At 69.1% G+C, this 25,649-nt stretch carries 24 protein-coding genes and 3 tRNA genes; 14 read left to right on the top strand and 13 right to left on the bottom strand.

Going from position 1 to position 25,649, the window contains the following annotated elements:
* The first annotated feature begins 72 nt into the window (after positions 1-72).
* Positions 73-870, top strand: a complete 798-nt coding sequence (locus Q8S38_RS21985; RefSeq protein WP_305682470.1) for a GGDEF domain-containing protein — start codon at positions 73-75, stop codon at positions 868-870.
* Between the two features lie 72 nt (positions 871-942).
* Here the strand turns inward: Q8S38_RS21985 and Q8S38_RS21980 are convergent.
* The 4 genes from Q8S38_RS21980 to Q8S38_RS21965 all read right to left on the bottom strand — a co-directional run bounded on the left by Q8S38_RS21980 (position 943) and on the right by Q8S38_RS21965 (position 7,125).
* Positions 943-1,016: transfer RNA gene (locus Q8S38_RS21980), tRNA-Gly, on the bottom strand.
* Positions 1,017-1,051: 35 nt separating this feature from the next.
* Positions 1,052-3,199, bottom strand: a complete 2,148-nt coding sequence (locus Q8S38_RS21975) for a heavy metal translocating P-type ATPase (protein ID WP_305682514.1) — start codon at positions 3,197-3,199, stop codon at positions 1,052-1,054.
* 286 nt (positions 3,200-3,485) lie between these two features.
* Entirely contained in the window at positions 3,486-6,044 is a 2,559-nt protein-coding gene (locus tag Q8S38_RS21970; RefSeq protein ID WP_305682469.1) for a heavy metal translocating P-type ATPase, read from the bottom strand.
* Positions 6,045-6,297: 253 nt separating this feature from the next.
* Positions 6,298-7,125, bottom strand: coding sequence for a phosphogluconate dehydrogenase C-terminal domain-containing protein (locus tag Q8S38_RS21965; RefSeq protein ID WP_305682468.1), 828 nt, complete (start codon positions 7,123-7,125; stop codon positions 6,298-6,300).
* 120 nt (positions 7,126-7,245) lie between these two features.
* On the opposite strand from Q8S38_RS21965, the gene Q8S38_RS21960 reads away from it, so the two are divergent.
* Genes Q8S38_RS21960 through nanR form a run of 3 tightly spaced genes read left to right on the top strand, consistent with a single transcriptional unit; the run spans position 7,246 to position 10,600 of the window.
* Positions 7,246-8,502, top strand: coding sequence for a ribulose-bisphosphate carboxylase large subunit family protein (locus Q8S38_RS21960; protein ID WP_305682513.1), 1,257 nt, complete (start codon positions 7,246-7,248; stop codon positions 8,500-8,502).
* On the top strand, positions 8,499-9,875 hold the full coding sequence (locus Q8S38_RS21955; protein WP_305682467.1) for a four-carbon acid sugar kinase family protein: 1,377 nt from the start codon (positions 8,499-8,501) through the stop codon (positions 9,873-9,875). The genes Q8S38_RS21960 and Q8S38_RS21955 overlap by 4 nt, the downstream gene beginning before the upstream one ends.
* Complete coding sequence (gene nanR / locus Q8S38_RS21950) at positions 9,872-10,600, top strand: transcriptional regulator NanR (protein WP_305682466.1); 729 nt, start codon at positions 9,872-9,874, stop codon at positions 10,598-10,600. The genes Q8S38_RS21955 and nanR overlap by 4 nt, the downstream gene beginning before the upstream one ends.
* Before the next feature lie 61 nt (positions 10,601-10,661).
* Here the strand turns inward: nanR and Q8S38_RS21945 are convergent, their stop codons facing one another.
* From Q8S38_RS21945 to Q8S38_RS21930, 4 genes are all read right to left on the bottom strand, one after another.
* Entirely contained in the window at positions 10,662-11,648 is a 987-nt protein-coding gene (locus Q8S38_RS21945; protein ID WP_305682512.1) for an amino acid ABC transporter substrate-binding protein, read from the bottom strand.
* A gap of 92 nt (positions 11,649-11,740) precedes the next feature.
* Positions 11,741-12,376 carry a L,D-transpeptidase gene (locus Q8S38_RS21940; protein ID WP_305682465.1) on the bottom strand — a complete coding sequence of 212 codons (636 nt, stop codon included), beginning with the start codon at positions 12,374-12,376 and terminating at the stop codon, positions 11,741-11,743.
* A 13-nt stretch (positions 12,377-12,389) separates the two neighbouring features.
* Positions 12,390-12,893, bottom strand: coding sequence for a hypothetical protein (locus Q8S38_RS21935; protein ID WP_305682464.1), 504 nt, complete (start codon positions 12,891-12,893; stop codon positions 12,390-12,392).
* Between the two features lie 301 nt (positions 12,894-13,194).
* Positions 13,195-13,279: transfer RNA gene (locus Q8S38_RS21930), tRNA-Tyr, on the bottom strand.
* 186 nt (positions 13,280-13,465) lie between these two features.
* On the opposite strand from Q8S38_RS21930, the gene Q8S38_RS21925 reads away from it, so the two are divergent.
* The gene (locus Q8S38_RS21925) at positions 13,466-14,296 is read left to right on the top strand and encodes a TrmH family RNA methyltransferase (protein ID WP_371125944.1); all 831 of its coding nucleotides are present in this window, start codon (positions 13,466-13,468) and stop codon (positions 14,294-14,296) included.
* 19 nt (positions 14,297-14,315) lie between these two features.
* Here the strand turns inward: Q8S38_RS21925 and Q8S38_RS21920 are convergent, their stop codons facing one another.
* Positions 14,316-14,864, bottom strand: coding sequence for a hypothetical protein (locus Q8S38_RS21920; RefSeq protein ID WP_305682462.1), 549 nt, complete (start codon positions 14,862-14,864; stop codon positions 14,316-14,318).
* Positions 14,865-15,244: 380 nt separating this feature from the next.
* On the opposite strand from Q8S38_RS21920, the gene Q8S38_RS21915 reads away from it, so the two are divergent.
* The 6 genes from Q8S38_RS21915 to Q8S38_RS21890 all read left to right on the top strand — a co-directional run bounded on the left by Q8S38_RS21915 (position 15,245) and on the right by Q8S38_RS21890 (position 20,216).
* Positions 15,245-16,918 carry an MFS transporter gene (locus Q8S38_RS21915; protein ID WP_371125943.1) on the top strand — a complete coding sequence of 558 codons (1,674 nt, stop codon included), beginning with the start codon at positions 15,245-15,247 and terminating at the stop codon, positions 16,916-16,918.
* A gap of 150 nt (positions 16,919-17,068) precedes the next feature.
* Positions 17,069-17,143: transfer RNA gene (locus Q8S38_RS21910), tRNA-Thr, on the top strand.
* 104 nt (positions 17,144-17,247) lie between these two features.
* The gene (locus Q8S38_RS21905) at positions 17,248-17,676 is read left to right on the top strand and encodes a hypothetical protein (protein WP_305682461.1); all 429 of its coding nucleotides are present in this window, start codon (positions 17,248-17,250) and stop codon (positions 17,674-17,676) included.
* A gap of 132 nt (positions 17,677-17,808) precedes the next feature.
* A complete protein-coding gene (locus tag Q8S38_RS21900; RefSeq protein ID WP_305682460.1) occupies positions 17,809-18,792 on the top strand; it encodes an MBL fold metallo-hydrolase in 984 nt (327 codons plus the stop codon).
* Between the two features lie 148 nt (positions 18,793-18,940).
* Positions 18,941-19,714, top strand: coding sequence for an NAD kinase (locus Q8S38_RS21895; RefSeq protein ID WP_305682459.1), 774 nt, complete (start codon positions 18,941-18,943; stop codon positions 19,712-19,714).
* 85 nt (positions 19,715-19,799) lie between these two features.
* On the top strand, positions 19,800-20,216 hold the full coding sequence (locus tag Q8S38_RS21890) for a carboxymuconolactone decarboxylase family protein (RefSeq protein ID WP_305682458.1): 417 nt from the start codon (positions 19,800-19,802) through the stop codon (positions 20,214-20,216).
* Between the two features lie 7 nt (positions 20,217-20,223).
* Here Q8S38_RS21890 and Q8S38_RS21885 read toward each other — a convergent pair whose 3' ends face one another.
* Together Q8S38_RS21885 and Q8S38_RS21880 are read right to left on the bottom strand one after the other, a co-directional pair.
* Entirely contained in the window at positions 20,224-21,438 is a 1,215-nt protein-coding gene (locus Q8S38_RS21885) for a DUF2336 domain-containing protein (RefSeq protein WP_305682457.1), read from the bottom strand.
* Entirely contained in the window at positions 21,435-22,523 is a 1,089-nt protein-coding gene (locus Q8S38_RS21880) for a lytic transglycosylase domain-containing protein (RefSeq protein WP_305682456.1), read from the bottom strand. The genes Q8S38_RS21885 and Q8S38_RS21880 overlap by 4 nt, the downstream gene beginning before the upstream one ends.
* Positions 22,524-22,674: 151 nt before the next feature.
* On the opposite strand from Q8S38_RS21880, the gene Q8S38_RS21875 reads away from it, so the two are divergent.
* From Q8S38_RS21875 to Q8S38_RS21865, 3 genes are read left to right on the top strand one after another with little or no spacing between them, the layout of a single operon-like run.
* Complete coding sequence (locus Q8S38_RS21875) at positions 22,675-23,172, top strand: MaoC family dehydratase (protein ID WP_305682455.1); 498 nt, start codon at positions 22,675-22,677, stop codon at positions 23,170-23,172.
* A 5-nt stretch (positions 23,173-23,177) separates the two neighbouring features.
* Positions 23,178-24,056 (top strand): HpcH/HpaI aldolase/citrate lyase family protein, encoded by an 879-nt coding sequence (locus tag Q8S38_RS21870; protein ID WP_305682454.1) that lies wholly within the window; start codon positions 23,178-23,180, stop codon positions 24,054-24,056.
* Positions 24,057-24,075: 19 nt separating this feature from the next.
* Entirely contained in the window at positions 24,076-24,282 is a 207-nt protein-coding gene (locus Q8S38_RS21865) for a heavy-metal-associated domain-containing protein (protein ID WP_305682453.1), read from the top strand.
* Positions 24,283-24,449: 167 nt separating this feature from the next.
* Here Q8S38_RS21865 and Q8S38_RS21860 read toward each other — a convergent pair whose 3' ends face one another.
* Positions 24,450-25,055 carry a flavin reductase family protein gene (locus tag Q8S38_RS21860; RefSeq protein WP_305682452.1) on the bottom strand — a complete coding sequence of 202 codons (606 nt, stop codon included), beginning with the start codon at positions 25,053-25,055 and terminating at the stop codon, positions 24,450-24,452.
* A 4-nt stretch (positions 25,056-25,059) separates the two neighbouring features.
* Complete coding sequence (locus tag Q8S38_RS21855) at positions 25,060-25,629, bottom strand: nitroreductase family protein (RefSeq protein ID WP_305682451.1); 570 nt, start codon at positions 25,627-25,629, stop codon at positions 25,060-25,062.
* Positions 25,630-25,649: the final 20 nt, after the last annotated feature.

Genomic DNA, 25,649 nt, shown 5'->3' with positions numbered 1-25,649 from the left:
GCCACTCATAACTGTCGATATTTATAGATGATTCATTGTTTTGAGTTGTGTTGACGCAGCAGAGGACTGGCAATGTTGTCTCGTAGAATTTCCATCTCGTCATGGAATCAAATCTGGCGCGCGTTGCTTGTTCTGACGCTGTCTTCGATCGGACTATCGGTCATCATCACCATCACCATTTTGGAGATGACGATGACGGGAGAACCGGGCGCGACGATTTCGGAGCACGAGGTCTGGGTCAACGCCATCGCCTATTCGATTCTCATTCCCGGGATCGTTTGTCCGGTGATCGTCTACATGCTGCTTGTCACCCTGCGCGAACTCAACCTCGCACGGGCGGAACTGGACGCCGTTGCCAACGGCGATCCGCTGACCGGCCTGCTCAATCGCCGTGGTTTCGACGCAGCCGGCGCCGGTTTGATCGCGCAGGCAGGTTCGCGGCATCAGCCTGTCTGCGCCCTGATGTGCGACATCGACAGCTTCAAGCAGGTCAACGATACCCATGGCCATGATTGCGGCGATATCGCCATTCGTCATGTCGCGAGCATCGTGAAGACCGTCATGGAAGCCGTGCCGAACGCGAGCGTCGGCCGACAGGGCGGAGACGAATTCGCAGTGCTCGTGACCGGGCTATCATCCCGAGAGCTGGCCCACTACGCCGAGATCATTCGCCAATCGGTCCAGTCGAACCCGATCGCCTGGAATGAGGACACGATTCCCCTCACGGTCAGCCTCGGCACCAGCATGTCCGCGGGCGGCGAGGACACCACCGTCAGGGTGCTTCTGTCACGGGCCGACCGCGCGCTGTACGAGGCCAAGCTGCGCGGCAAGAACCGCGTCGAGGCCGCCGCGCAGGCCGAAACCGCCTGAGCGTCGCTATACCGCAGAACCAGTGAGAGACCGCCAGCGGCTTCGCGCGCGGGCGGATGATGGCGAGAAAGCTGGAGCGGGTACCGGGAATCGAACCCGGGTATTCAGCTTGGAAGGCTGCTGCTCTACCATTGAGCTACACCCGCATCGCCCTTCGAAATTCCCCAGAGACGGCCGGAAGTCAACCCGTCGCGTGCAGTCGCAGGTCGGTTTCCGCCACCGACGGCGGGGCGGCGTGCCTCCCACCCCTGAAATAACCGAGCAGCCGCAACGCATTCAGCGTGACCAGCACGGTGCCGCCCGTATCGGCCAGGATCGCCACCCACAGGCCGGTCGCCCCGATCACCGTGGTGACGAGGAACAGCGCCTTCAGCCCGAGCGCGATCGCGATGTTCTGGCGGATGTTGGCCATCGTCGCGCGCGCCAGACCGATCAGCGCCGGCACATCGCCGACGCGGTCATGCAGCAGCGCCGCATCCGCCGCCTCCAGCGCGACGCCGGTGCCGGAGCCCATAGCAATGCCGACCTGCGCGCTGGCGAGAGCCGGGGCGTCGTTGATGCCGTCGCCGACCATGGCGGTGCGGCGCGCGGCGGCCATCGCCTGGATGGCCTCGGCCTTGTCGGAGGGCAGCATCTGCGCCTTCACCTCGAGGCCGAGAGCCTGCCCGATCGCCTCGGCGGCGAGCCGGTTATCGCCGGTGAGCATGACCGGTTGGATGCCCATCGCCTTGAGGGCCGCCACTGCCGCCGCCGCATCGGGCCGCGGCGCGTCGCGCAGCGCGATCAGGCCGATCGCCTGCGCGCCGTCGACGACCACGACGACCGTTTTGCCCTCGCCTTCAAGCCCGGAGATGCGCGCCAGGATTTCGTCGTCCAGCGGTGCCCAGCCAGCGGCATGGCGCGGCGCCCCGACGAAGACGGCGCGGTCGGCGATCGTACCGGCCATGCCCTTGCCTGGCACGGCGGCGACATCCAGAGCCTCGCGCGCCGGAAGTCCATCACCGTCGGCACGCGTGACGATCGCCGCAGCCAGCGGATGGCTGGAGCGCCGCTCGATCGCCGCCGCCAGCGCCAGAACCGCGCTGGCCTCGCCGACGAGCGCGACGACGTCGGTGACGGCGGGTTTGCCGAGCGTCAGCGTGCCGGTCTTGTCGAAGGCCACGGCCTGGATCGCCGCGAGATTTTCCATCACTGCCCCGCCCTTGATCAGCAGGCCGCGCCGCGCGCCGGCCGCCAGGCTCGCGGCGATGGCGGCGGGAACCGAAATCACCAGCGCGCAGGGGCAGCCGATCAGCAGCAGCGCCAGCCCGCGATAGATCCACGGGCTCCACTCGCCCCCCGCCAGCAGGGGCGGCGCGACCGCGACCAGAACCGAGAGGCCGACGATGAACGGCATGTAGAGCCGCGAGAACCGGTCGATGAAGCGCTCCGTCGGCGCCTTGGCATCCTGCGCCTCCTCGACCAGCGCGACGATGCGGGCGATCATCGTGTCCTGGGCGGCGCGCCCGACGCGGACCGTCAGCGCCGCCTCGTGGTTGATCGTCCCGGCGAACACCTCGGCGCCCGGCTCCTTCGGACGCGGCATCGATTCGCCGGTGATCGAGGCCTCGTCGACGCTGGAGAGCCCGACCAGCACCGTGCCGTCGGCCGGGATGCGGTCGCCCGGGCGCACCAGCACGCTCTGGCCGATCCGCAGCGTTGCCGCCGGCACTTCCGTGATCTGGCCCTCGACCTCGAGCAGCGCCGTCTGCGGCACCAGATCCGCCAGCGCCCGGATGCCTGCACGCGCCTTGTCGGCCGCGACGCTCTCCAGAACCTCGCCGACGCAGAACAGGAAGACGACGATGCTGGCCTCCTCGGCCGCGCCGATGAACAGCGCGCCGACCACCGCGATCGTCATCAGCATCTCGATCGTGAACGGGGCCCCGGCCCGCGCCGAGGCCAGCGCCCGCCGCGCGATCGGCACGGCTGCGACGAGGCTGGCGACGATGAACAGCGGGGCATGCCAACCCGGGGCCACGAGCCCCACCAGATAGGCCAGCACGACCAGCCCGCCGGACACCAGCGCGAGGCGGCCCTTGGCCTGCCGCCACCAGGCCACCGGCGCCGTGCCGACAATCCCCGCGCCACCGCCCGGCTGCGCGGCGTCGAGACGGCTCGGCACATAGCCGAGCGCCGCGATCCGGCTTTCGATCACCGTCGCGCTGGTCAGCATCTCGTCGAGCCCCAGCGAAAGCGTCTCCTTGGTCACGGATATCCGGATGTCGGAGACGCCCGGCAGGCGCTCCAGCGCGGTCCGGATCGTGTTGGCGCAGTTGCCGCAATCCATGCCCTGCACGCGCCAGACCACTGAGCCGGCCTCTCGCGCGGCGGCGGCGATGTCGGGTTCTGCCGAACCGTGATCATGGTCGTGAGCGTGGCCGCAGGACGGTCCATGGACATGCGCCGGGCCTGCCGGCTGAGCAGGCGCGGCGTGAGAATGCTCATGCCCGCCGCAGCAGGACGCGCCTTGCTTGTGCGGGTGATCGGAGCCGTGAGGATGGGACTGGGACATGCTGCACCGGTGCTGGGAATCGCGAACCGGCGGGACCCTAATCCCTGTAGTCACTAGAGGTTCAAGCGGTTTTTCGCAGGTCCACCCCGGACGCGATCGGGAGCGAAGCCGCCAGCGTCTCCCGGCTGCGATGAGCGGCGAAGGGCGGGCGAAATCCCTTCAGCCGCAATGCGTTGGCGACGACGCTGACGCTCGACAGCGCCATCGCGAGCCCGGCGAACATCGGCGACATCAGGATGCCGAAGGCCGGATAGAGCACGCCGGCTGCGACCGGGATCAGCACGGCGTTGTAGCCGAAGGCCCAGAACAGGTTTTCCGCGATGTTGCGGATCGTCGCGCGCGAGAGCGCCACGGCATTGGGCACATTGCGCAGATCGCCCGACATCAACACGACGTCGGCGCTCTCGATGGCGATGTCCGTCCCGGTCCCGATCGCAAGCCCGACATCGGCCTGCGCCAGCGCCGGCGCGTCATTGATGCCGTCGCCGACGAAGGCGACGCGCGCCCCGCCCGCCTGCAGCCGCTGGATGACCGCGACCTTGCCGGCCGGCAGAACCTCCGCGACGACCTCGTCGATCGGCAGACCCCTCGCGATGGCCTCGGCCGTGGCGCGGTTGTCGCCGGTGATCATGACGATGCGCAGGCCCTGCGCCCGCAACGCGTCCAGCGCCGCGACGCTCGTCTCCTTGAGCGGGTCGGACACCGCCAGCACGGCCGCCAGCCGCCCGTCGATGGCGGCATAGAGCGGCGACTTCCCCTCCCCGCCCAGTCGCGCGGCAATGCCGGCGAACGCCGCGATGGCAATGCCCTCCCGCTCCAGCAGCCGGTCGGCGCCGACGAGCAGGGCCCGGCCCTCGACGATCGCCGAGACGCCGAAGCCCGGCTCGGCGGCGAAATTCGACGGCGCCACGACCGGCAGCCCGCGCAGGCCCGCCGCCGCGACGATCGCCTCGGCGATCGGGTGCTCGGACCGGCTCTCGACGCCCGCGACCAGGCGCAGGACCTCGTCCTCGTCGAACCCGTCCGCAACCGTGATGTCGGTCAGTTCCGGCTGCCCCTTGGTGATCGTCCCGGTCTTGTCGAGCGCGACGACGGTCACGTCGCGCAGCGCCTGCAGCGCCTCGCCGCGCCGGAACAGCACACCCATCTGCGCGGCCTTGCCGGTGCCGACCATGATCGAGGTCGGCGTCGCCAGCCCCATCGCGCAGGGGCAGGCGATGATCAGCACCGCGACCGCATTCACGATCGCCAGCGACAGTGCCGGGGCGGGCCCGAAGACCATCCAGACGGCGAAGGTTGCGAGCGCCGCCGCCATCACCGCCGGCACGAACCACAGCGTCACCTTGTCGACCAGCGCCTGGATCGGCAGCTTGGAGCCCTGCGCCGCCTCCATCGTCCGCACGATCTGGGCCAGCAGCGAGTCGGCGCCGACCGTGGTCGCCCGCAGCCGGAACGCGCCCGCCTTGTTGACCGTGCCGCCGACGACGGCGTCGCCGGCCTGCTTCGAAACGGGGATCGGCTCGCCGGTGATCATCGATTCATCGACATAGGACGAGCCCTCGAGGACCTCGCCGTCGACAGGCAGCCGCTCGCCGGGGCGCACCAGAACGACATCGCCGGACCGGACTTCGGCCAGTGGCACATCCGCCTCGCGGCCGTCGCGCCAGAGGCGCGCGGTCTTGGCCTGCAGAGTCAGCAACTGGCGGATGGCGTCGCCGGTGCGGCCCTTGGCGCGGGTTTCCGCATAGCGGCCGAACAGGATCAGCGTGACGATCACCGCACCGGCCTCGAAATAGGTGTAGGCGAGCCCCGCCGGCAGCAAACCGGGCAGGAAGGTCGAGACCACCGAATAGAGATAGGCCGTCGTCGTCCCCAGCATGACCAGGGAGTTCATGTCGGGCGCGCCGCGCAGCAAAGCGGGCCCACCCTTGCGGTAGAACTGCAGGCCCGGCCCGAACTGGACGAGGCTCGCCAGCAGGAAGGAGAGGTAGCGGATATTGGCCTCGCCGATCGAACCCGCCAGCGCGTGGTGGAGCCCGTCGGAGAGATGCGCGCCCATCTCGAAGACGACGATCGGCAGCGTCGCGATCGCGGCCAGCACCAGCTTGCGGCGCAGGCTGGAGAGTTCCGCCTCACGGGCCGCGCGGTCGAGATCGGTCTGGGCGGCGGCATCGAGAATGGGGGTCGCCGGATAACCGGCCTTGGCCAGCGCGTCTGTCAAAACCGCGACCGTCTGCGCCCCGCCGACATAGCGGGCATGGGCGCGGCCAGTGGCGAGGTTGACGCTGCCCTCCAGCACGCCCGGCACTGCCGCAAGAGCGCCCTCGACCCGGCCGACGCAAGAGGCGCAGCTCATGCCCTCGACCGCGAAATCGGCGGAGTCTTCCCGCGGTTCGTAGCCGGCCTTGCGGATCGCATCGAGAACCGGCTGGATCGACCTGCCCTCGTCGAGATCGAGGCTGGCGCGGTGGGTCGCGAGATTGACGGACGCCGCCGCGACACCGGGAACCGCCCGCGCCGCTTTCTCGACCCGCCCGACGCAGGAGGCGCAGCTCATCCCGTCGATCGCGATCTCGATCCGGGTCGGGCTGTCGGGAATGGTCGCCTGCATGGTGGTCATCTCGCCTGAGCCTCCGAGTCCGGGGCAAGGGGACGAGATGGGGCTTCCCATCATGGGAAGGTCAAGGGGTCAAAGCGGACCGATGACGCATAGAGTTTCGCCGAATATTCCCTCGGCCCTCATCCTGAGGAGCCAGTCCGCAAGGACTGGCGTCTCGAAGGGTGCTTCAGGAGGCTCCCGAACCATCTGGACCATCCTTCGAGACAGCCCTCGGGCTTCCTCAGGATGAGGGCTCGTGTGGTGAGTCAGGTGCTCAGGTGATGCGGCGCACGCTGGCGGCGATCTCCTCCGGCTCGAACAGCCGCTTCCAGTCCGGCTTCAGGATCGTGTCCTTGCCGAAGACGATCGCCTTGTTGCAGGCGTCGGAGAACACGCCCTGCACCTGCTCGAAGGTGACGGCGGCGAGAATGTTCATATGGCCGAGCAGGAAGTCGCGCGCCGCCTCGCGCGGCACGCCGCGCGCGATTGCCTCCTCCATCGCCTCGCGCATCGCGTCGAGCAGCGTCGCGCAGACCGTCTCCGACAGGCCCGGCTCCAGGATCGCCATCTGCTCCACGGTGACGCGGTGCGAGCGCATCACCGGCGCCCAGATCGCCCGCGCCACCTCCTCGCCCAGCGCGTAATGCGCGTCCGGCCCCTGCATCAGCGCGTTGACGATGTGCTGCTTCGCCGCGATGCCACCGAAATGATCGGCCTTGGCGGCGGGGTCCGTCTCGTCGTTGAAGATCGGCGGATGGCAGGGATGCGTCACGAAATAGGTGATGTCGGCCCGCTCCGGCAGATGCCCGGCATGCGGGGCGGCAGCATCGAGGATCACCACGATCGTGCCCGGGGCGAGCTTGGGCAGCAGCGTCGTCGCCACCGCCCCGACATGGGTGTCGGGCACCGCCAGAACGACGACCTCCGCCCCCGCGATCGCTTCTTCGGCCTCGAGGCAGGCGAGCCCGAAGGCCTCGCGCACCCTTTCCCGGCCGGCCGGGCTGACCTCGACGGGCCGCATGGTGAAACGCGAGGCGGCAAGGTTGCGGCCCAGCCGCATCCCCATCTTGCCACCGGCGCCGAACAGGGCGACCACCGTCATGCTGCATCTCCCGTAGAGGCGTCCAACTGGTATGATGAGTTGATCCCATGGGGGTTTCATGCTGTCAATCTGGTGTGATGACATCATGAGTTTAGTGACGGGAGCGAAGGCGTGGACGGGATGCAACGCGTCGAGGCGGATTACTGGCTGGAGACGCCGGGCGATCCGCGCCGCACCGCCGAGGCGATGGCGGGCGAGCAATCGAGCGGCACCTTCATCGCGGTGCCCGGCGAAACACCCGAGCTGACCGCCCGCGCCGCCGCGCGCGTCGAGCGGCTGGAACTGCTCGACCACGCCGATCGTCGCTCCCTGCCCGGCGCCACGGCCGACCCGCCGGCGCCGCGGGAGGGCTATCGCCGCGCCCATGTCACCCTGTCCTGGCCGCTCGAGACCATCGGTGCCTCGCTGCCGAACCTCCTCGCCACCATCGCCGGCAACCTCTTCGAACTGCGGCAGGTTTCGGGCCTCAAGCTGCTCGACATCCGCCTGCCGCGGGCCTTCGCCGAGGCCTATGGCGGGCCGCGCTTCGGCATCGCCGGCACCCGACGGCTGGCCGGCGTCGCCAGCGGCCCGCTGATCGGGACGATCATCAAGCCCAGCGTCGGCTTCGGCCCGCAGGAGACGGCGGCGCTGGTCGACACGCTCTGCCGCGCCGGCATCGACTTCATCAAGGACGACGAATTGCAGTCGGACGGAGCGCTCTGCCCGTTCGAGGCGCGGGTCGATGCGGTGATGCGCGTCGTCGAGGCGCAGGCCGATCGCAGCGGCCGCAAGACCATGGTCGCCTTCAACCTGACCGGCGATCTCGACCAGATGAAGCGCCGCCACGACCATGTGCTGAAGGCGGGCGGCACCTGCGTGATGGCGAGCCTGAACTCGGTCGGCCTCGTCGGCATGATCGAGTTGGGGAAGTTCTCGCAACTGCCGATCCATGCCCATCGTAACGGCTGGGGCTATCTGTCCCGCAGCCCGGCGCTGGGTTGGACCTACACCGCCTGGCACAAGCTCTGGCGGCTGGCCGGCGCCGACCAAATGCACGTCAACGGGCTCGCCAACAAGTTCAGCGAGCCCGACGACAGCGTCATCGCCTCGGCGAAGGCCTGCCTCGCACCGCTCTTCCCCCATCGCGCGGATGCGATCATGCCGGTGTTCTCCTCCGGCCAGACCATCCGGCAGGCGCAGGGCACCTGGCGCGCGCTGGGCACGACCGACCTGATCTTCGCGGCGGGCGGGGGCATCCTCGCCCATCCCGACGGCCCCGGAGCCGGCGTGGCGGCGCTGCGCGATTCCTGGAGCGCGGCGGTCGCGGGCGTCACGCTGGAGGACAAGGCCCTCGACAGCCCGGCGCTGGCGGCTGCACTGGGGCACTACGCATGAGCGAGGCTTTGCCGCCCGGCCCGCTGCTGGCCTATTACGGCGACGACTTCACCGGCTCGGCCGCCGTGATGGAGGTGATGAGCTTCGCCGGGCTCGATTCGGTCATGTTTCTCAAGCCCCCCTCCCCGCAACGGCTGGCCGCCTTCGCCGACCGCCGCTGCATCGGCATCGCCGGCATCGCGCGCTCGCAATCGCCGGCCTGGATGGACGCGCATCTGCCGGCGATCTACCGCTCGTTGGTCGGCATCGGCGCGCCGCTGATCCACTACAAGACCTGCTCGACCTTCGACTCGGCCCCCGCGATCGGCTCGATCGGCCGTGCGATCGATCTTGGCGTGGCGACGCTGTCCCCTGGCTGGGTGCCGCTTCTCGTCGCGGCGCCGCCGATCGGCCGCTACCAGCTCTTCGGCAACCTGTTTGCCGTCGTCGGCGGCGTCGGGCACCGGCTCGACCGGCACCCGGTGATGGCGCGCCATCCGGTGACGCCGATGGATGAAGCCGACCTGACCCGCCATCTGGCGCGCCAGACCAACAGGCGGATCGGCCTGATCGACTGGCCCGCGCTCCAGAACGACCGGGTGCCGGACGTCCTGGCAGCCATCAGGGGCGACGGCATCCCCGTGATCGCGATCGACGGCGTCGACGAACCCAGCTTGGCCGCCGCGGGACGGTTGATCTGGCAGGACCGTGCGGCCTGCCGCTTCGTCGCCGGTTCGCAAGGCGTCGAATATGCGCTCGTGGCGCATTGGCGCGCGGCCGGCCTGATCCCGCGCTCGCCGCCGACGCTGCGCGCCGCACCGGTGGCACAGATCGCCGTCGTCTCCGGCTCCTGTTCGCCCGTGACCGCCGGCCAGATCGCCCATGCGGGGCAGCACGGCTTCGAACCCATCCGGCTCGACGCGACGCGCGCTGTGGATACCGCAGCCTGGCAGGCGGAATGCGGCCGCGCGGTCGCCGCAGCGCTGGCGGCGGTCGGAACAGGCGCCTCGCCCCTCGTCTTCACCGCGCAGGGCCCCGACGACCCCGCCGTGCCGGCCATGGCCGAGGCCTGCCGCAGCGCCGGCCTCGACATGGCGACGGTCAACGACCGCATCGGCGCGGGCCTCGGCACCATTCTGGGCGCCATCCTCGACGCATCCAGCGTGACCCGCGCCCTGATCGCCGGGGGCGACACCTCCGGCCATGCCACGCTGTCGCTCGGCATCGACGCACTGTCGGCCATCGCCGCGATCGCGCCGGGCTCGCCGCTCTGCCGCGCTTATGCCGATGATCCCCGCCGCGACGGGCTTGAACTCGCGCTGAAAGGCGGCCAGATCGGCGGCGACGACTATTTTGCGGCCGTCCGCGCCGGCGGCCCGCTTCCCCCGCCATGACCAAGACCGCACCGACCGTGACGCCCGAACCGATCCCCCGCCGCAAGTTGCATCAGGAGGTTCTCGACCGCCTGCTCGCCCGCATCCAGGCCGGCGAGTTCGCACCCGGGGCGCAACTGCCCTCCGAACGCGAATTGATGGACGCCTATGGTGTCGGCCGTCCCTCGATCCGCGAGGCGCTGCAGCAACTGGAACGCTCAGGCATCGTCGGGATCAGCCATGGCGAGCGTGCCCGCGTCCTGTTGCCCACGGCCCAGGCGATGATCGGGCAGATGGCCGACGCCGCGCGCTATCTGCTCAGCGTCGAGCCGCGCACGCTCGACCATCTCAAGGAGGCGCGCGTCCTGCTTGAGGCCGGAGTCGCCCGGCTGGCGGCGCAGCGCGTCGACGCGGCCGGTCTCGCGGTGCTGCGCCAACGGCTCGATGCGCATCGCCAGGCCGAGCTCGACGACTTCCTCGCCTGCGACATCGCCTTCCATCGCCAGATCGCGGCGATGACCGGCAACCCGGTCTTCGTCGCCGCCGTCGAGGCGATGCTGGCCTGGCTTGGTGTCTATTACCGCTCGCTGGTGCGCGCACCCGGCGCCGAACGCTTGACGCTGGAGGAACACCGGCGCATTTATGACGCGATCGCCGCGGGCGATGGCGACGCGGCGGCGCTGGCCATGTCCGACCATTTGAACCGGGCCAACGCGCTGTACCGGCGCCTCTCGACGCAGGATTGAGCACCGTCCTGAACCGCCGCCCGCAGCGCCCGCCAGCGTCAGCCTTGCCGGCCGAGAGGCTTCAGCGCAGCGGCGGCGCGTAAAGCACGCCGCCCATGTTCCAGAGTTGGTTCAGCCCACGTGGAATGGCGAGCTTGGAGCCCGTGCCGAGATTGCGCTCATAGATCTCGGCATAGCTGCCGCTCGCCCGCACGGCCTTGACCGCCCAGTCGGCAGACAGGCCCAGCGCCTTGCCGAAGCCGCCCTCGGCGCCGGTGAAGCGGCGGACATCGGGCTTCTGCGATTTCAGCGCATCGTCGAGGTTGCCGGCCGCAATGCCGAGTTCCTCCGCGTTGATCAACGCGAAATTGACCCACTTCACCACGGTGAACCAGGCGAAGTCGTCGGCGCGGACCACCGGCCCGAGCGGCTCCTTCGAGATCACGTCGGGCAGGACGATCGCCTCGCTGGGCCTGGCCAGCCGCAGCCGCTCGCCATAAAGCGCCGACTGGTCGCGGGTCAGGACATCGCACTGGCCGGCTTCGAAAGCGGCGAAGGCCTCGGCCGCGCCCGGAAACAGCTTCTCCTCATAGGTCATCGCGTTGGCGCGGAAGAAGTCGGCCAGGTTGAACTGCGAGGTCGTGCCGGTCTCGACGCAGATCTTCGCCTTGTCGAGCGCCAGCGCGCCGTCGACACCGAGCGCGCGCTTGGCCAGGAAGCCCTGGCCGTCATGATAGGTGATGCCTGCGAAGGCGAGGCCGAGCTCTGCCTCGCGGCCGAGCGTCCAAGTCGAGTTGCGCGAGAGCAGATCGACCTTCGCCCCCTTGAGCGCATCGAAGCGCTCGCTCGCCGACAAGGGCGTGAAGCTCACCTTCTCCGCATCGCCGAGCACGGCCGCCGCCAGCGCCCGGCAGAAATCGACGTCGAACCCGCGCCATCGGCCCTGCGCGTCCTTGGCCGAAAACCCGTTCAGCCCCTCGCTGACGCCGCAGGCGAGCGTGCCGCGCTGCTTCACCGTATCCAGCGTCCCCGCTCCGGTGGGGCTTGCCACCGCCGCGGCCCAGAGCATGGCAGCCAAGACGCCGAGCCCACGCCGGCACATTGATGAAACCCGCGACATGACGTTCCCCCCCTGATGTGTCGTGCGGGCGCGGCGGCGCGCTACAGCGTCGCCTTGTGCCGGATGATCACCTTGGTCCCGAGCGGTACGCGCTCATAGAGATCGGCGACGTCGCCATTGGCCAGCCGGAAGCACCCCGACGAGATCGCCTCCCCGATCGTCTCGGGCTGGTTGGTGCCGTGGATGCGAAACACCGTCGAGCCGAGATAGAGCGCCCGCGCGCCCATCGGATTGCCCGGCCCGCCGGCCATGAAGCGCGGCAGATAGGGCTGGCGCTGCAGCATCTCCGGCGGCGGGCGCCAGTCCGGCCATTCCGCCTTGCGGCTGACCTGCACCAGACCCGACCACTGGAAGCCCTCGCGGCCGACGCCGATGCCGTAGCGCAGCGCCCGCCCATTGCCCTGCACGACATAGAGGAAGCGCTCGGCCGATTGGATGATCACCGTCCCCGGTGGCTCGCTGGAGCGAAACAGCACCATCTGCCGGGCATAGGGACCCTCGGTGATGCTGACCTCCTCGGTCGAGACGCGGCCCGGCTCGTCGCCGATATCCATCGTCTCCTGCACGGCGGCGGGCGGGCGCGGCTGGGCCTGCGCTGTCTGCGGCAGCGCCAGACAGGCCATCAAGGCCGCGGCCGCCAGCCCAGTCCGAACCGGGCGCAAGGTGTCGTGAGTCATCGGGTCCTCCCGCTCAGCGGCAACGCACATAGATGAAGGTGCCATAGCGGCGATGCGCGTCGGGATCGACGAAGCGCATCACCAGCATCGCATCGGTCGCCGACAGGATCTCGCGATCCTGGAGATCGCCGGGCGGCGCCTCGAAGCCGAGGAAATTCCGCCCGCCCGCACCGGCCTTGAGCCTGAGTTCGTAGAGCTTGGCGTCGTCGGCGACATGCATCATCACGCCGTTGCGAGCGCCCTTGGCGATGACATAGGGCTGATTGCAGCTCGCTTTGGCCTGCGCCTCGGTGCGCTTGCGGTCCTTCTCGTTGTGGAAGGATGCGATGCCCCAGCTCCCGATCAGCTTGTCGATGCCGATGTCGCTCGGCGCGGCGACTGAGGCGACGACCACGGCCTGCGCCGTCCGCTCCTCTCCGCTGGACAGGCAGCCGCCGAGCGCCAGAGCGGCGAATAGGGCCAAAGCCGGACCGGCGACACGCTGTCTGCAACTGATCTTGACGTTACTGGTGACCATCCCCGCCCCGCCTCGAACCTGACGTTGTTTCGACCCGACAGTTGCGGAAGTAGGCCATGGTTTCGCCGACAGGGCAATCGTCTCGATCAGGCGGCCAACCCGATCGCCTGCGAGCACGCCGCGACGCTCTCCCGAGCGGCGGCGTGTCGTGGTGCCGCCATCCCCGGAGCGCGCGCCGGATATCGATGCAGGATCTCGATGCAGGATCGTTCGTCCCGGCCTGCAGCACCAGGACAAACGAAAAACGGCGAACCCGATCGCTGGGTGCGACCCGGTTCGCCGTTCTGATCGGAAAAGGAGATGGTGGGGGAAGCAGGACTCGAACCTGCGAAGGCATAGCCAGCGGATTTACAGTCCGCCCCCTTTGCCGCTCGGGACATTCCCCCGCCCGCGCTGCTTGCGGCCAAGCCGCAGGCGATGTCTCATGTCACTCGCGTGACGGCGACAGGCGCGGCCGGACTTATGGTGACCGGGCCGCCCCCTGTCAACGGCAAAAAGCCCTCTGCCCCATGGGCATCGCGCGTCCTCCCGGCAATTCCAGGCTGGCCAAGCCGGGGATGTCATGTCAGGGCATGCGCCAGCGCCGCAGGAGAAGCCCGATGCCAGCCCCGTTTCGTCCCAAGCCGGACCGCAGCGACCGGCCGCGCCAGACCAGCCCCCGGCGCGCCGACGGCACGCTCCACCATCGCCCCGGCGATATCGACGAGGCCGTGCTCTACGGCGTCCATCCCGTCATCGAGGCGCTGCGAAACCCAAAGCGACGCCACCGCCGCCTGCTCGCCACCGAAAACGGCGTCAAGCGCCTGCAGGAGGAGATCGGCGATCTGCCGCTGGAGCCGGAGATCGTGCGCCCCTCCGAGATCGACCGGCTGCTGACGCCCGATTCGGTGCATCAGGGGCTCTACCTCGTCTGCGACCCGCTGCCCTCGCCCGATCTCGACAGCCTGGCCGACGATGCGATCGTGCTGGCCCTCGACCAGATCACCGATCCCCACAATGTCGGCGCGATCCTGCGCTCGGCGGCGGCCTTCGGCGCAGCGGCGGTCATCGTTACGATCCGCCATTCGCCGGCCGCCACCGGCGTGCTGGCGAAATCGGCCTCAGGCGCGCTCGAGCATGTGCCGCTGATCGCGGTGCGCAATCTCGGCGATGCGCTCGACCAGCTCGGCAAGCGCGGCTTCCAGCGCATCGGCTTCGATTCGGACGGCGAGATTCCCTTCGACGACGTCGCCCTGACGCGCCCGCTGGTCATGGTGATGGGCGCCGAAGGCAAGGGACTGCGCCAGCGCTCGCGCGACCTCTGCGACCAGGTCGCGCGGCTGGAAGTGCCGGGCACCATCACCAGCCTCAATGTCTCCAACGCGACCGCGATCGCGCTCTACGCCGCCAGCCGGCGGCGCTGAGACGCGAGGTCACCTCCGCTCAGCGGCCGGGCACGATCAGCAGCAAGGCGCCCGTCTCCGCATGGGCGAAGCGGCTGCGCCGCCCGTCGCGCGGCTCGGGGTCGTTGATGCGGATGACGCGCGTCGCCGGCCGGTCGCGGCGCCCCTCGAGCCGGTAGAGCGTCGGCTCCGGCGTCGGCCCGCGCACGATGCCGATGCGCACAGGCATGTGCTCGAAGGACCGGCGGTCGATCGCACGCTCCGGCTCGAGGCCCGGATCAGACAGCCTATGGCTGGACCGTGCCGACACCGGATTGGTCGAGGGCCCGGGATAGCCGAGCGCCCCCAGCCGGACGGACCCATGCCCATGCCCATATGCATGGCGGTGACCGCGGATGCGGTGGCCGTCCGCGCCGCCCCAGCGGTTGCGCGAAACCTGGTGGATGCCCGACGCGCCCGAGCCGATGGCTTTCGACGCGGTTGCGGACGGACGCGCCGCCGCGCCGGCGGCCTCCGCCTCGACCGGTGTCAGGGGCGTCAACAGCAGCGCGGCCAGCAGGCCGAGGCCGATCGTCGTGGCGCGCGACATGGCGCTCCTCCTCATCCGCATCCTGAAGGCCTCCGCGGCCGAGTATAGGCGCAACACCCGCTTTGGGAAGCCGCCTGCAGCGGCGTCGATCGCTGGGGTGCCGTGTCCGTCCACTGGCCGCGAAGGCCGCGAAAACCGCGCGCGAAGCGCCCGGGCCAGCCGGCCTCCAGGTCCCCGCCTATAGTCGTAAGACGAAGTATGCAAGACCAAGTGCTTGATTGAAAAGTGTTTTTCTGAAGCGCATCAGTCCCGCCCGGAACGGCATGGCGCAGCAATGGCTCCGCTGCCGGATCAGCCGGCATCCCATCGACGACAGACGGGACAGGCAACGGGCAGCGCGGATCGTCCCGCTGCCGGGGACATCGCAGGGGAGATACGCCATGACCATGGCAGCAAACGTCGCGGGGGCGAAGGTCGCCAACCGCCCCATGACGGCGGAAGAGAAGCGCGTCATTCTCGCGTCATCGCTCGGTACCGTCTTCGAATGGTACGATTTCTATCTGTACGGCTCGCTGGCCGTGATGATCGGCGCGCATTTCTTCTCGGCCTTCGATCCCAACACCCGCGCCATCTTCGCGCTGCTGGCCTTCGCGGCGGGCTTTCTGGTGCGTCCCTTCGGCGCGCTGTTCTTCGGCCGCCTGGGTGACCTGATCGGCCGCAAATACACCTTCCTCGTCACCATCGTGATCATGGGCGCCTCGACCTTCCTGGTCGGCCTGCTGCCCAGCTACAACACGATCGGCTGGGCGGCTCCCGTCATCCTGATCGCGCTGCGCATGCTGCAGGGCCTGGCGCTCGGCGGCGAATATGGCGGTGCGGCGGTCTATGTCGCCGAACATGCTCCCCCCGGCCGCCGCGGCTTCTACACCTCCTGGATCCAGACCACGGCGACGCTGGGCCTGCTGCTCTCGCTGCTCGTCATCCTCGGCATCCGCGTCAACATGGGCGAGGCCGAATTCGCCGCCTGGGGCTGGCGCATTCCGTTCCTGCTCTCGATCTTCCTGCTCGCGATCTCGGTCTGGATCCGCATGCAGATGCAGGAATCCCCCGCCTTCAAGAAGATGAAGGAAGAGGGCACCGGCTCGAAGGCGCCGCTGTCGGAAGCCTTCGGCCAGTGGAAGAACGCCCGCATCGCGCTGCTGGCCCTGTTCGGCCTCACCGCCGGCCAGGCCGTCGTCTGGTACACCGGCCAGTTCTACGCGCTGTTCTTCATCCAGAGCATCCTCAAGGTCGACCTGTATTCGGCCAACGTGCTGATCGCCTGGTCGCTCATCCTCGGCACCGGCGGCTTCATCTTCTTCGGCTCGCTGTCGGACCGGATCGGCCGCAAGCCGGTCATCCTCGCCGGCTGCCTGATCGCGGCGCTGACCTATTTCCCGCTCTTCAGCGCACTGACCACGGCCGCCAACCCCGGCCTCGCCGCAGCGCATCAGAACGTCAAGGTCCAGGTCGTCGCCGATCCTGCCACCTGCGGCTCGGTCTTCGATCCCGTCGGCGTGCGCACCTTCACCGCGCCCTGCGACATCGCCCGCCGGACGCTCGCGACCCAGGCCATCGTCTACACCCAGGCCCCGGCTCCCGCCGGGACGCCTGCCAAGGTCACCGTCAACGGCAAGGATCTGGCCATCGACGCGACCTTTGCCGCCACCCTGGCCAAGGAGGCGATCGCCGCCGGCTACCCGGCCCCGGGCGATGCCCGCATCGTCAAGGTCGGTTTCTTCAGCGCGCTGAACTCCGCCCAGTCGCTGACGATCATCGCCATTCTGACGATCCTCGTCATCTACGTGACGATGGTCTACGGCCCGATCGCCGCCGCGCTGGTCGAACTCTTCCCGACCCGCATCCGCTACACCGGCATGTCGCTGCCCTACCATATCGGCAATGGCTGGTTCGGCGGTCTGCTGCCTGCGACCTCGTTTGCGATGGTGGCCGGCACCGGCGACATCTTCTACGGCCTCTGGTACCCGATCGTGATCGCGATGATGACCTTCATCATCGGCATGCTCTTCGTGCCCGAGACCAAGGATCGCGACATCATGACCCACGAGAACTGAGCCCTTCGCTCAGTCCTGCGCGACAGCGAGCCCCGCCTTCTCGAAGGCGGGGCTTTTTCGCGGCGGCGAACGCGTCAGCGATCTTGCGGTCGATCATGCGTCCGCTGATCTTGCCGTGGCGGAGCCCGGCTGATAACCGCTACGCCAGATGCCGGCGTAGCACAGCGGTAGTGCAGCGGTTTTGTAAACCGAAGGTCGGGAGTTCGATCCTCTCCGCCGGCACCAGTCTCCTAGCTCCAGGCTTCGTCCCGGGCCAAGCCGCCCGCAACCCGCCATCGTGCTGCCGCGACCTCGTGAATCATCGCACCGGCTCCCAACCTGAAGCGATCATGCACAGACCCGAAGATCTCCTTGCCCTCGCCGATCGCTGCGAAACCACGGCCAAGCCGGACCGGACGCTCGATGCCGACATCTACGAGGCGCTCGGCTACACGGTCCGCCGGAAGCCGAGCCATCTCGTCGGCCGCCGCACACCCCCCGGGGGCCTCTACCAGGAGGGCCCGCTCTGGAAGACGCTGGGTTCGGTGAGTGCCAATATCGACGTCGCGATCGGCCTTCTCAGGCACAAGGCGCCGGACTGGCGCTGGAGCGTCCAGTCGATCGTCCATGACGAGAGCGCAGCCTTCCAGGCGCTCGTGGCCGAGTGCTCGGCGAGCGGCACGATCGGCGCATTGACGCTCTGCGCCGCGATGCTGCGGGCCTTCGCGCGCCGGCAGGGCGTCGCCGCCGCCGACAAGGGCGAGCCGACCTCCCCGTAAGCCGGGCCTGCCCTCGGGCCCTCACGAAAACTTGACCCGCTCGGTGCCCCAGCGAAAGCCCCCGGCGATTGAACCGGCCGCGCAGCCCGCTAGGGTCCGGCAGGCTCTGCTCGAGCCGAGGGAGACAAAACCATGACCGATTTCAACCTGTCGCGCCGCGGCGTCATCGCCGGAGCCGGCGCGCTGGCCGCCGCAACCACATTGGACCTGCCGGCGTTCAGCCCGGCCTATGCGCAAGGAGCTCCCGTGACCCAGGCCCCCGGATTCTATCGCTACAAGATCGGCGACATCACCCTCACCGCGATCAATGACGGCTTCGGCCGCCGTCCGCTCGAAGGCTTCGTCCGCAACGCCGAGCTCGCCGACGTCAAGAAGGCGATGGAGCAGGCCTTCCTGCCGGCCGACGCGCTCAACATCAGCTTCACCACGCTGGCCGTGCAGCAGGGCGGCAAGCTCACCCTGATCGACACCGGCAACGGCGATTCCGGCGCTCCGACCTCGGGCACCTGGGCCGCCAACTTCAAGGCTGCCGGCTTCGACCCGAAGGACGTCTCGACCGTCGTGTTCAGCCATTTCCACGGCGACCACATCAACGGCTTCCGCCTCAAGGACGGCAGCGCGATGTTCCCCAATGCGGAGGTCATGGTGCCGGCCGCCGAATGGGCCTTCTGGATGGACGACGCCAAGATGAGCGCCGCGCCCGAGGCCATGAAGGGCGCCTTCGGCAATGTCCGCCGCGTCTTTGCGCCCATCGCCAAGGATGTGAAGCAGTTCGAGGCCGGCAAGGAGATCGTCCCCGGCATCACCTCGGTCGCCGCCTATGGCCATACGCCGGGCCACACCACCTTCGCGCTCGCCTCGGGCGGCAAGTCGCTGATGGTGATGTCGGACACCACCAACCACCCGGCCCTGTTCGTGCGCAATCCCGACTGGTCGGCCGTGTTCGACATGGACGGCCCCCAGGCCGCCGCCACCCGCCGCAAGCTGCTCGACATGGTCGCCGCCGACAAGATGCAGGTCGCGTTCTACCACGCGCCCTTCCCGGCCACCGGCCACATCGCCAAATCCGGCAACGGCTTCGAGATGGTGCCGGTGCAGTGGAGCCCGGCGGTCTGAGGCCACGTTTCGACCGATCCGATCTGGAAGGCCGGGGGCGACCCCGGCCTTTTTCATGGCCGCGTTTCATGCCGGCTCGCGATTGTCCCGCCGCCCATGCTAAGGCACGGCCTTGCGCCGCCACGGCGCGCCGCCTTCAGGATACGCGATGACCGAGCGCTTTCAGGCCATCTCCTTCGTCGCCAGCGAGACGCCGGAGGCCCAGGCGGCCCTGGCCAAGCTGACCGAGCGCTACGGCAATGCCGACACCGCGACAGCCGACGTCATCGTGGCGCTGGGCGGCGACGGGCTGATGCTGCAGACATTGCATCGCTTCATTGGCACCGGCACGCCGATCTACGGGATGAATCGCGGCTCCGTCGGCTTCCTGATGAATGAGTTCAGCGAGCGCGGCCTGCGCAAGAAACTGGCGCAGGCGCAGCGCAGTGTCGTCCACCCGCTCTCGATGCGGGCCATCGACAAGGACGGCACCGAGGTTCACGCCGAGGCGATCAACGAGGTCTCGCTGCTGCGCCGCTCCTACCAGGCCGCCAAGCTGAAGATCTCGGTGGACGGCCAGGTCCGCCTGCCCGAACTCGTCGCCGACGGCGTGCTGCTGGCGACGCCGGCCGGCTCGACCGCCTACAACCTCTCCGCCAACGGCCCGATCCTGCCGCTCGACGCGCCCCTGCTGGCGCTGACCCCGATCTCGGCCTTCCGCCCCCGTCGCTGGCGCGGGGCGCTCCTGCCCGACCACGCCAAGGTCACGATCGAGGTGCTCGAAGCCGAGAAACGCCCGGTCAGCGCGGTCGCCGACCATGTCCAGATCGACAATGTGTTGCGCGTCGAGATCGAGATCGATCGCCAGGTCGATCTCGTCATGCTGCACGACCCCGGCCACAGCCTCGACGAGCGGATCCTGCGCGAGCAGTTCGGGTATTGAGGGATCCCTCGGCGTGCGACGCAATGGTCGTGGTCGCAGCGGGCGTCTAGCTTCGTTGGACGCAAGCCAGCCGGAGCCCAGCGCCATGACCCGAGACGACATCACCGTTGCAGCGACGGATATCGGAACAGCCAGCTTCATGGCGACCCTCGGGCGCGTGCCGGACAATTTCAGCCTTCTGTCGCAGCATGCTCCCGCCGCCTTCGCGGGTTATGGCCTGATCCGCGCCGCGATCATGCGCGACCGGGACGAAGGCGGCGCGCTCGATCTCAAGACCAAGGAGCTGATCTTCGCCCTGCTCGACACGCTGATCGGCCAGAAGAACGGCGCGAAGAACCACGCCGCCACGGCGATGAAGCTTGGTCTGACGCTGCCTGAGCTCTCGGAGGGTCTCGTTCAGGTCATCATGGCCGGCGGGATCACCACCTGGAACGAGACCGGCGCCGATGTCATGCGCCACTGCGTTCAGCTGGAAGCGGAGCGGGCGGCGGAGACGGGATGATGGCCGCTCAGGCCGCCTGCCGGATGTCCCCGATCTCGAGCTCGACCAGCAGCGCCGGGTCGGCCTCGACGAGATAGGCAAACGCCGCGTCGTCGGCGAGTGAATCGGCCATCGCCCTGGCTTCCTCGCGCGCGGCTTCGGCATCCATGCGGCGCAACAGGCCCATCAGCGCATGGGCTTCCGAACCGTCGAGCCCCTCGCAGGCGATCAGCACCTCGCGCAACAAGGACCGGTCGAGGCCGCGCCCGGCCCCGCCCGTGTCGAAGCCGCGCGCGTTGAGCGCCATGATCGCGGCGGTGAAGGCCGGCTGCAGCGAGGCCGGCAGCCCCGCCTTGCGATAGAGCGCCTTGAGGCCTGCGCCGCGACGGTCGCGGAGCAACGCGGCGACGCGCGCGCTGGGCAGTTCCGACAGGGCGACGAACGCCGCCTCCGCCAGAGCCGGTTCGCCCGAGAGCAGCGAGCGCAGCATCAGCCCCGGCGTCAGGCGCCCGTTGAGTCTGAGCACCTCGACGATGGCCGGCGCGTCGCTGTCCTCGCCGCCGGCCGCCAGCGCGACCGCAACGCGTTCGGTGGATTCGCGCGCCAGACGGGCGCTGCGCTCCGGCGTCAGCCAACCGCAGCCGGTGACGAAACGCGACAGCGCGTCGGAGACCTTCGCGGCGATCGACTGGCGCAGGCCGGGCGGCAGATCGGCGCGGTCCAGCAGTGCCTCGCGCAAGGGACCGCTGTCGCCGGCCCGCTCGACCATGCGTTCCAGCGAGAAATCGGGAATGTCGGCCGTGCGGTTGCCGGCCAGCGTCACCAGCGCCTCCTCGCAGCCGACTTCGGCGAGCGCCGCGCTGACGCCCGCCGAGAGCGAGGAACGCATCGCGATGGCGCGCTGGGCGAGCGTGTCGCCGATCGCGGCCGCATCGACCAGATCGGCCTCGCTCAGCACCGGCGAATGCGCCAGCACCAGGGCTGCGACATCGCTCTGGTCGGCGATCAGCCCGAGTACGAGATTGCGCGGCGCGCGCGCCGACGACGCCATCTCCTCGGCGATCGCGCGGCGCACACGCGGCGAGGGATCGTCGATCAGCGAGATCAGAGCGGTCTCGGCCTCGGCCCGGTCCTCCTCGGTCATGCCGGAGCGCAGATAGGCGCCCGCCAGCGCGGCCGCGCCACCGGCGCGCTCCTCGGCATTGGCCGTGCGGGCCCAGAGCAGAAAGCGGCGAACGATCATCGCGCGTTCCGCTGGATCATGAAGGCGGAGAGATCGAGCGGGGCCCGACGCGCCTTGGCGGCAGGCCGCTCCTGGGCTGTGGCGGCAGGCTGCGTCAGCTCGACAGGCCGCGTCGGCGGCAGCGGGGCGCCGATGGCCTGGCCGGCCAGGCGCGAGGCGGCGGCGTTGGCGGCGGCCGCATCGGCCTCCGTCGGCGCCACGGCGGTGGCGTCGGTAGCCGTCAGGCGCGGGAAATAGCGGTCGGCGGGATCAAGCGAGGCGGTGCGGCTGGCGTCCTTGCGCGGCGTCGCCCAGAGATTGGCGACCGCCTGCGACACCGGCGCGCGCGAGCCCTCGGTCGAGAACAGCCCGATCAGCCCCTTGGCGCGCCCCGGTGCCAGCGCGGCGGCGATCTCGGCGGGCTTGTCGCCCTGTCCGGTCGTCGCCTGCGTCACCGTCGCCGAAGCCGCGAGCTGCGTATTGGCGTGGCTGGCGGCGAGCACGCCATAAACCTCCTGCGCACCCCGCGCCCGGCCGGTCTTGTCGAAGAAGATGCTGCGATTGGCGGCGGCGGCCTCGGGAAAATCCTTCGCCGCCGCGCGGGTCGGGTCGCTGGCCGCAGCCTTGATCAGGTCGGAGGCGCCGCGCGCACCCAGCACATGCGCCATGTAGAGCTCGCCCGCATGCGGCTGGCGGCCGAGCGCCCCGGCAAGCTGGTCACGGTTTTTCTGCGTCAGCGCGCCCGCCATCACGGCTGCGACCTGCGGATCCTTGCGGAGTTCGAGGATCTTTTCGCGGGCCGCGGGGTCGGCAACCGTCAGGCGCCCGCCACTCGACTCGGTGATCGCATCGGCATAGCTGGACAGGCCCTGCTTGGGCCCCTCCTGCTTGACCATGGAGAGCCAGGTCTGCTCGATGAACTGGAACAGCCCGGTCGCGCTCGAGGTCTTGGCCTTGGCATCGGGCTCCAGCGACGATTCGCGTTGCGCCGTCTTCAGCAGATAATCGAAGCCGGCGCCGGTCTTGGCCGCGCCGTCGCGAATCGCGCTGACGACCGGGTTGGTCGGCTGGGCTTCACGCGTCTGCGGGGTGGAGAACAGGAACATCGGCACTCTCGGGCGAACCCGCCGGCGGCGGCCGCCGCATGACGTTGCGGCGCTGTGGGGAGAGTGGCCCGGTTATGGTAAGCGAACGGTTAATCGGGATGGATTCGCGCTGGCGGCCGGGCGGCTGCCGCAATGTCACGGAGACGCAGCGATGCCGGAGCTGAAGCGCCACAAGCGCGGGGGGATCTATTTCGAGGATTTCGAGATTGGCGCCGTCATCGAGCACGGCCTGACGCGCACCGTGACGCAGATGGACAACATGTTGTTTTCCAACATGACGCTGAACCCGCAACCCCTTCATATCGATGCGCATTTCTGCGCGACCGAGACCGAATGGGGCCAGCCCCTGATGAACTCGCTGTTCACGCTGGGGCTGATGATCGGCATCTCGGTCAACGACACCACGGTCGGCACGACGATCGGCAATCTCGGCATGACCGACGTCACCTTCCCGGCCCCGCTCTTCGAGGGCGACACGATCAACGTCACCACCGAGATCGTCGCCAAGCGCGAATCGCGCTCGCGGCCCGACGCCGGCATCGTCGAGTTTCATCATCGCGCCTACAAGCAGGACGGCACGCTGGTGGCGCAGTGCCGCCGCCAGGCCTTCATGCGCCGGCACCCTGCCCCCGTCACCCTGGACGTCTGACCCTGATGCGCTCGCTCCTCTTCGTCCCCGGCGACAGCCCCCGCAAGCAGCAGAAGGGCCTCGCCAGCGGCACTGATGCGCTGATCCTCGATCTCGAGGATTCGGTCGCGCTCGACGCCAAGCCGCAGGCGCGCGAGATCACCCGCGCCTTTCTGGAGGCCGCCCGCGCCCTGCCGCGCCGGCCGCTCCTGATCGTGCGCATCAACGCGCTGACGACGGGCCTGACCGAGGCCGATCTCGATGCCGTCATGCCCGGCGCGCCCGATGCCATCATGCTTCCCAAGGCCGAGGGCGGCAGCGACGCCGGCCATCTCGCCGCCAAGATCGCCGTGCGCGAGGCCGAATGCGACCTGCCCGATGGCGGGACCAGGATCATCCCGATCGCGACCGAGACCGGCAAGGGCATCTTCGGGATGGGCAGCTATGCCGGCGCGACGCACCGGCTCGCGGCCCTGACCTGGGGCGCCGAGGACCTCTCGGCCGATCTCGGCGCCGAGACCAACCGGCTCGAGAGCGGCGCCTATACCGATCCGTATCGCCTCGCCCGCTCGCTGACGCTGTTTGCCGCAGCCGCCGCCCAGGTCGATGCGATCGACACCGTCTTCACCGCGTTTCGCGATGCGGAAGCCTTCCGCGCCGAGTGCCTCGCGGCGCGCCGCGACGGCTTCACCGGCAAGATGGCGATCCACCCCGACCAGGTCGCGCCGATCAACGAGATCTTCGCGCCCTCGCCGGACGCGCTGGCCCGGGCCGAGGCCATCATCGCGCTGTTCGAGGCGAATCCCGGGGTAGGCGTGATCGGGCTCGATGGCGAAATGCTCGATCGTCCCCATCTGATCAGGGCGCAGCGCGTCAAGGCGCGGGCTGCGAAACGGATTGAATGAACCGCTGGAGACGATTCCAATGACTCAGGTTTTCGAGGTTTCGGGCATGCATTGCGGCGGCTGCCTGTCGCGCGTGCAACAGGCCGCGACCAAGCTCGCTCCGGGGACGCGCGTGACCCTGGAGCCGCCGCGCCTGACCCTGCCGGAAGGGGCCGCGCTCGACGCCGCCGCCATCAACGCAGCGCTGGCACCGCTCGGCGACTACCGCGTGAAGGCCGCGGGCTGACTGGGCTTCACCGTCATCCTGGACAAGCCGCGCAGCGGCGCAGGCCGGGATCCATCCTCAAGCGCCGGCGTGCCCGATGATGGATCCCGGACGACCTTCGGTCGCCCAGGATGACGGCCAGGTTTCGGTGCCTAAGCAAAGGCCCTACCGAGCGTGGCCGTCACCCCTCACCCGCCCGGCGGGCGCTCGATCGAGAACAGGTGGTCGACCTCGGCATAATCCGCATAGCCGCAGCGCGCGATCGGATGCGCGGCGGCGGTGTCGAAGCGCCCGTCGCGGATGAAGGCGTCGTCCATGAAGATGCCGACGACCTGGCCCAGCACCATCCAGCGCTCGACCGCGTTGCCGTCGAGATCGACGAGCTGCTGCACCGAGAGCAGCTTGCATTCGAGCGCGGCGGGGCTCGCCGCCACGCGCGGCGGCTTGACGAAGCGCGACGGCGCCATCTCGAGCCCGGCATGGCCATACTCGCTCGTCCCGCGCGCCAGCGGCGCCGAGGTCAGGTTCATCGGATGCGCCAGCGCCTTGGTCACCATGGAGCAGGTGAACTCACCGGTCTCCTCGATGAAGGCGACCGCGTCCTTCTTGCCCTCGGAGGAGAACATGACGATGTGCGGCCGTGTCGAAACCGCATTGAAATAGCTGTAGGGTGAGAGATTGATCTCGCCCTTCGCGCTCATCGCCGTGATCCAGCCGATCGGGCGCGGCGTCACGATCGCCTTGAAGGGGTCGTGACCGAGGCCGTGGTCCTGCAGCGCGGGCGAATAGATCATGTCGTCACACTCCGTAATGGCTGACGATGTCGGCGAGCACCGGCCGCTCGCGGTCGGCGGGAACCGATGCCGGCGTGCCGAGATGGATGAAACCGGCGATGCGCTCTTCCGCCGCCAGCCCGAACGACGTCAGCACGCTGCGATCGAACGCGAACCAGTTGGTCAGCCAGCAGCCGCCGAAGCCCATTGCCTGTGCCGCGACGAGCATCGACATGCAGACCGCTCCGGCCGTCAGCTCCTGTTCCCATTGCGGGATTTTCACATGCGGAGCGGCGCGCGACACCACGGCGACGATCACCGGCGCCTGCAGCAGGCGGTTGCGCTCGAAGGCGACCTGTTCGGGCTTGGCGTCCGGATTGCGGTTCTGGAAGGCCTGCGCCACGACATCGGCGGCTTGCGCACGCGCCTCGCCGGAAAACACGATGAAGCGCCAGGGCACGAGCTTGCCATGGTCGGGCACACGCGAGGCGATGGTCAGGAGGTCGTCGAGTTGCCCGGCGTCGGGGCCGGGCGCGGCAAGGAATTGCGGCGGCACCGAGCGGCGCAGCTTGAGCAGGGAGAGCGTATCGGTCATGAAGCACCTGGGCGCGAGGA

The organism is Allobosea sp., from assembly GCF_030695125.1.
Classification (GTDB): Bacteria; Pseudomonadota; Alphaproteobacteria; order Rhizobiales; family Beijerinckiaceae; genus Allobosea.
Note: the sequence above shows the minus strand (reverse complement) of the source record. Positions and strands in the feature narration are given on the sequence as shown.

Coding starts and splice junctions, on each gene's coding strand:
- Q8S38_RS21905 (WP_305682461.1), top strand. CDS start 17,248: ATGCACAGACCCGAAGATCTCCTTGCCCTCGCCGATCGCTGCGAAACC.
- Q8S38_RS21970 (WP_305682469.1), bottom strand. CDS start 6,044: ATGACCACCATGCAGGCGACCATTCCCGACAGCCCGACCCGGATCGAG.
- Q8S38_RS21935 (WP_305682464.1), bottom strand. CDS start 12,893: ATGGTCACCAGTAACGTCAAGATCAGTTGCAGACAGCGTGTCGCCGGT.
- Q8S38_RS21855 (WP_305682451.1), bottom strand. CDS start 25,629: ATGACCGATACGCTCTCCCTGCTCAAGCTGCGCCGCTCGGTGCCGCCG.
- Q8S38_RS21915 (WP_371125943.1), top strand. CDS start 15,245: ATGACCATGGCAGCAAACGTCGCGGGGGCGAAGGTCGCCAACCGCCCC.
- Q8S38_RS21985 (WP_305682470.1), top strand. CDS start 73: ATGTTGTCTCGTAGAATTTCCATCTCGTCATGGAATCAAATCTGGCGC.
- Q8S38_RS21895 (WP_305682459.1), top strand. CDS start 18,941: ATGACCGAGCGCTTTCAGGCCATCTCCTTCGTCGCCAGCGAGACGCCG.
- Q8S38_RS21890 (WP_305682458.1), top strand. CDS start 19,800: ATGACCCGAGACGACATCACCGTTGCAGCGACGGATATCGGAACAGCC.
- Q8S38_RS21865 (WP_305682453.1), top strand. CDS start 24,076: ATGACTCAGGTTTTCGAGGTTTCGGGCATGCATTGCGGCGGCTGCCTG.
- Q8S38_RS21870 (WP_305682454.1), top strand. CDS start 23,178: ATGCGCTCGCTCCTCTTCGTCCCCGGCGACAGCCCCCGCAAGCAGCAG.
- Q8S38_RS21940 (WP_305682465.1), bottom strand. CDS start 12,376: ATGACTCACGACACCTTGCGCCCGGTTCGGACTGGGCTGGCGGCCGCG.
- Q8S38_RS21920 (WP_305682462.1), bottom strand. CDS start 14,864: ATGTCGCGCGCCACGACGATCGGCCTCGGCCTGCTGGCCGCGCTGCTG.
- Q8S38_RS21875 (WP_305682455.1), top strand. CDS start 22,675: ATGCCGGAGCTGAAGCGCCACAAGCGCGGGGGGATCTATTTCGAGGAT.
- Q8S38_RS21945 (WP_305682512.1), bottom strand. CDS start 11,648: ATGCTCTGGGCCGCGGCGGTGGCAAGCCCCACCGGAGCGGGGACGCTG.
- nanR (WP_305682466.1), top strand. CDS start 9,872: ATGACCAAGACCGCACCGACCGTGACGCCCGAACCGATCCCCCGCCGC.
- Q8S38_RS21885 (WP_305682457.1), bottom strand. CDS start 21,438: ATGATCGTTCGCCGCTTTCTGCTCTGGGCCCGCACGGCCAATGCCGAG.
- Q8S38_RS21880 (WP_305682456.1), bottom strand. CDS start 22,523: ATGTTCCTGTTCTCCACCCCGCAGACGCGTGAAGCCCAGCCGACCAAC.
- Q8S38_RS21960 (WP_305682513.1), top strand. CDS start 7,246: ATGCAACGCGTCGAGGCGGATTACTGGCTGGAGACGCCGGGCGATCCG.
- Q8S38_RS21965 (WP_305682468.1), bottom strand. CDS start 7,125: ATGACGGTGGTCGCCCTGTTCGGCGCCGGTGGCAAGATGGGGATGCGG.
- Q8S38_RS21900 (WP_305682460.1), top strand. CDS start 17,809: ATGACCGATTTCAACCTGTCGCGCCGCGGCGTCATCGCCGGAGCCGGC.
- Q8S38_RS21925 (WP_371125944.1), top strand. CDS start 13,466: ATGCGCCAGCGCCGCAGGAGAAGCCCGATGCCAGCCCCGTTTCGTCCC.
- Q8S38_RS21975 (WP_305682514.1), bottom strand. CDS start 3,199: ATGGATTGCGGCAACTGCGCCAACACGATCCGGACCGCGCTGGAGCGC.
- Q8S38_RS21955 (WP_305682467.1), top strand. CDS start 8,499: ATGAGCGAGGCTTTGCCGCCCGGCCCGCTGCTGGCCTATTACGGCGAC.
- Q8S38_RS21860 (WP_305682452.1), bottom strand. CDS start 25,055: ATGATCTATTCGCCCGCGCTGCAGGACCACGGCCTCGGTCACGACCCC.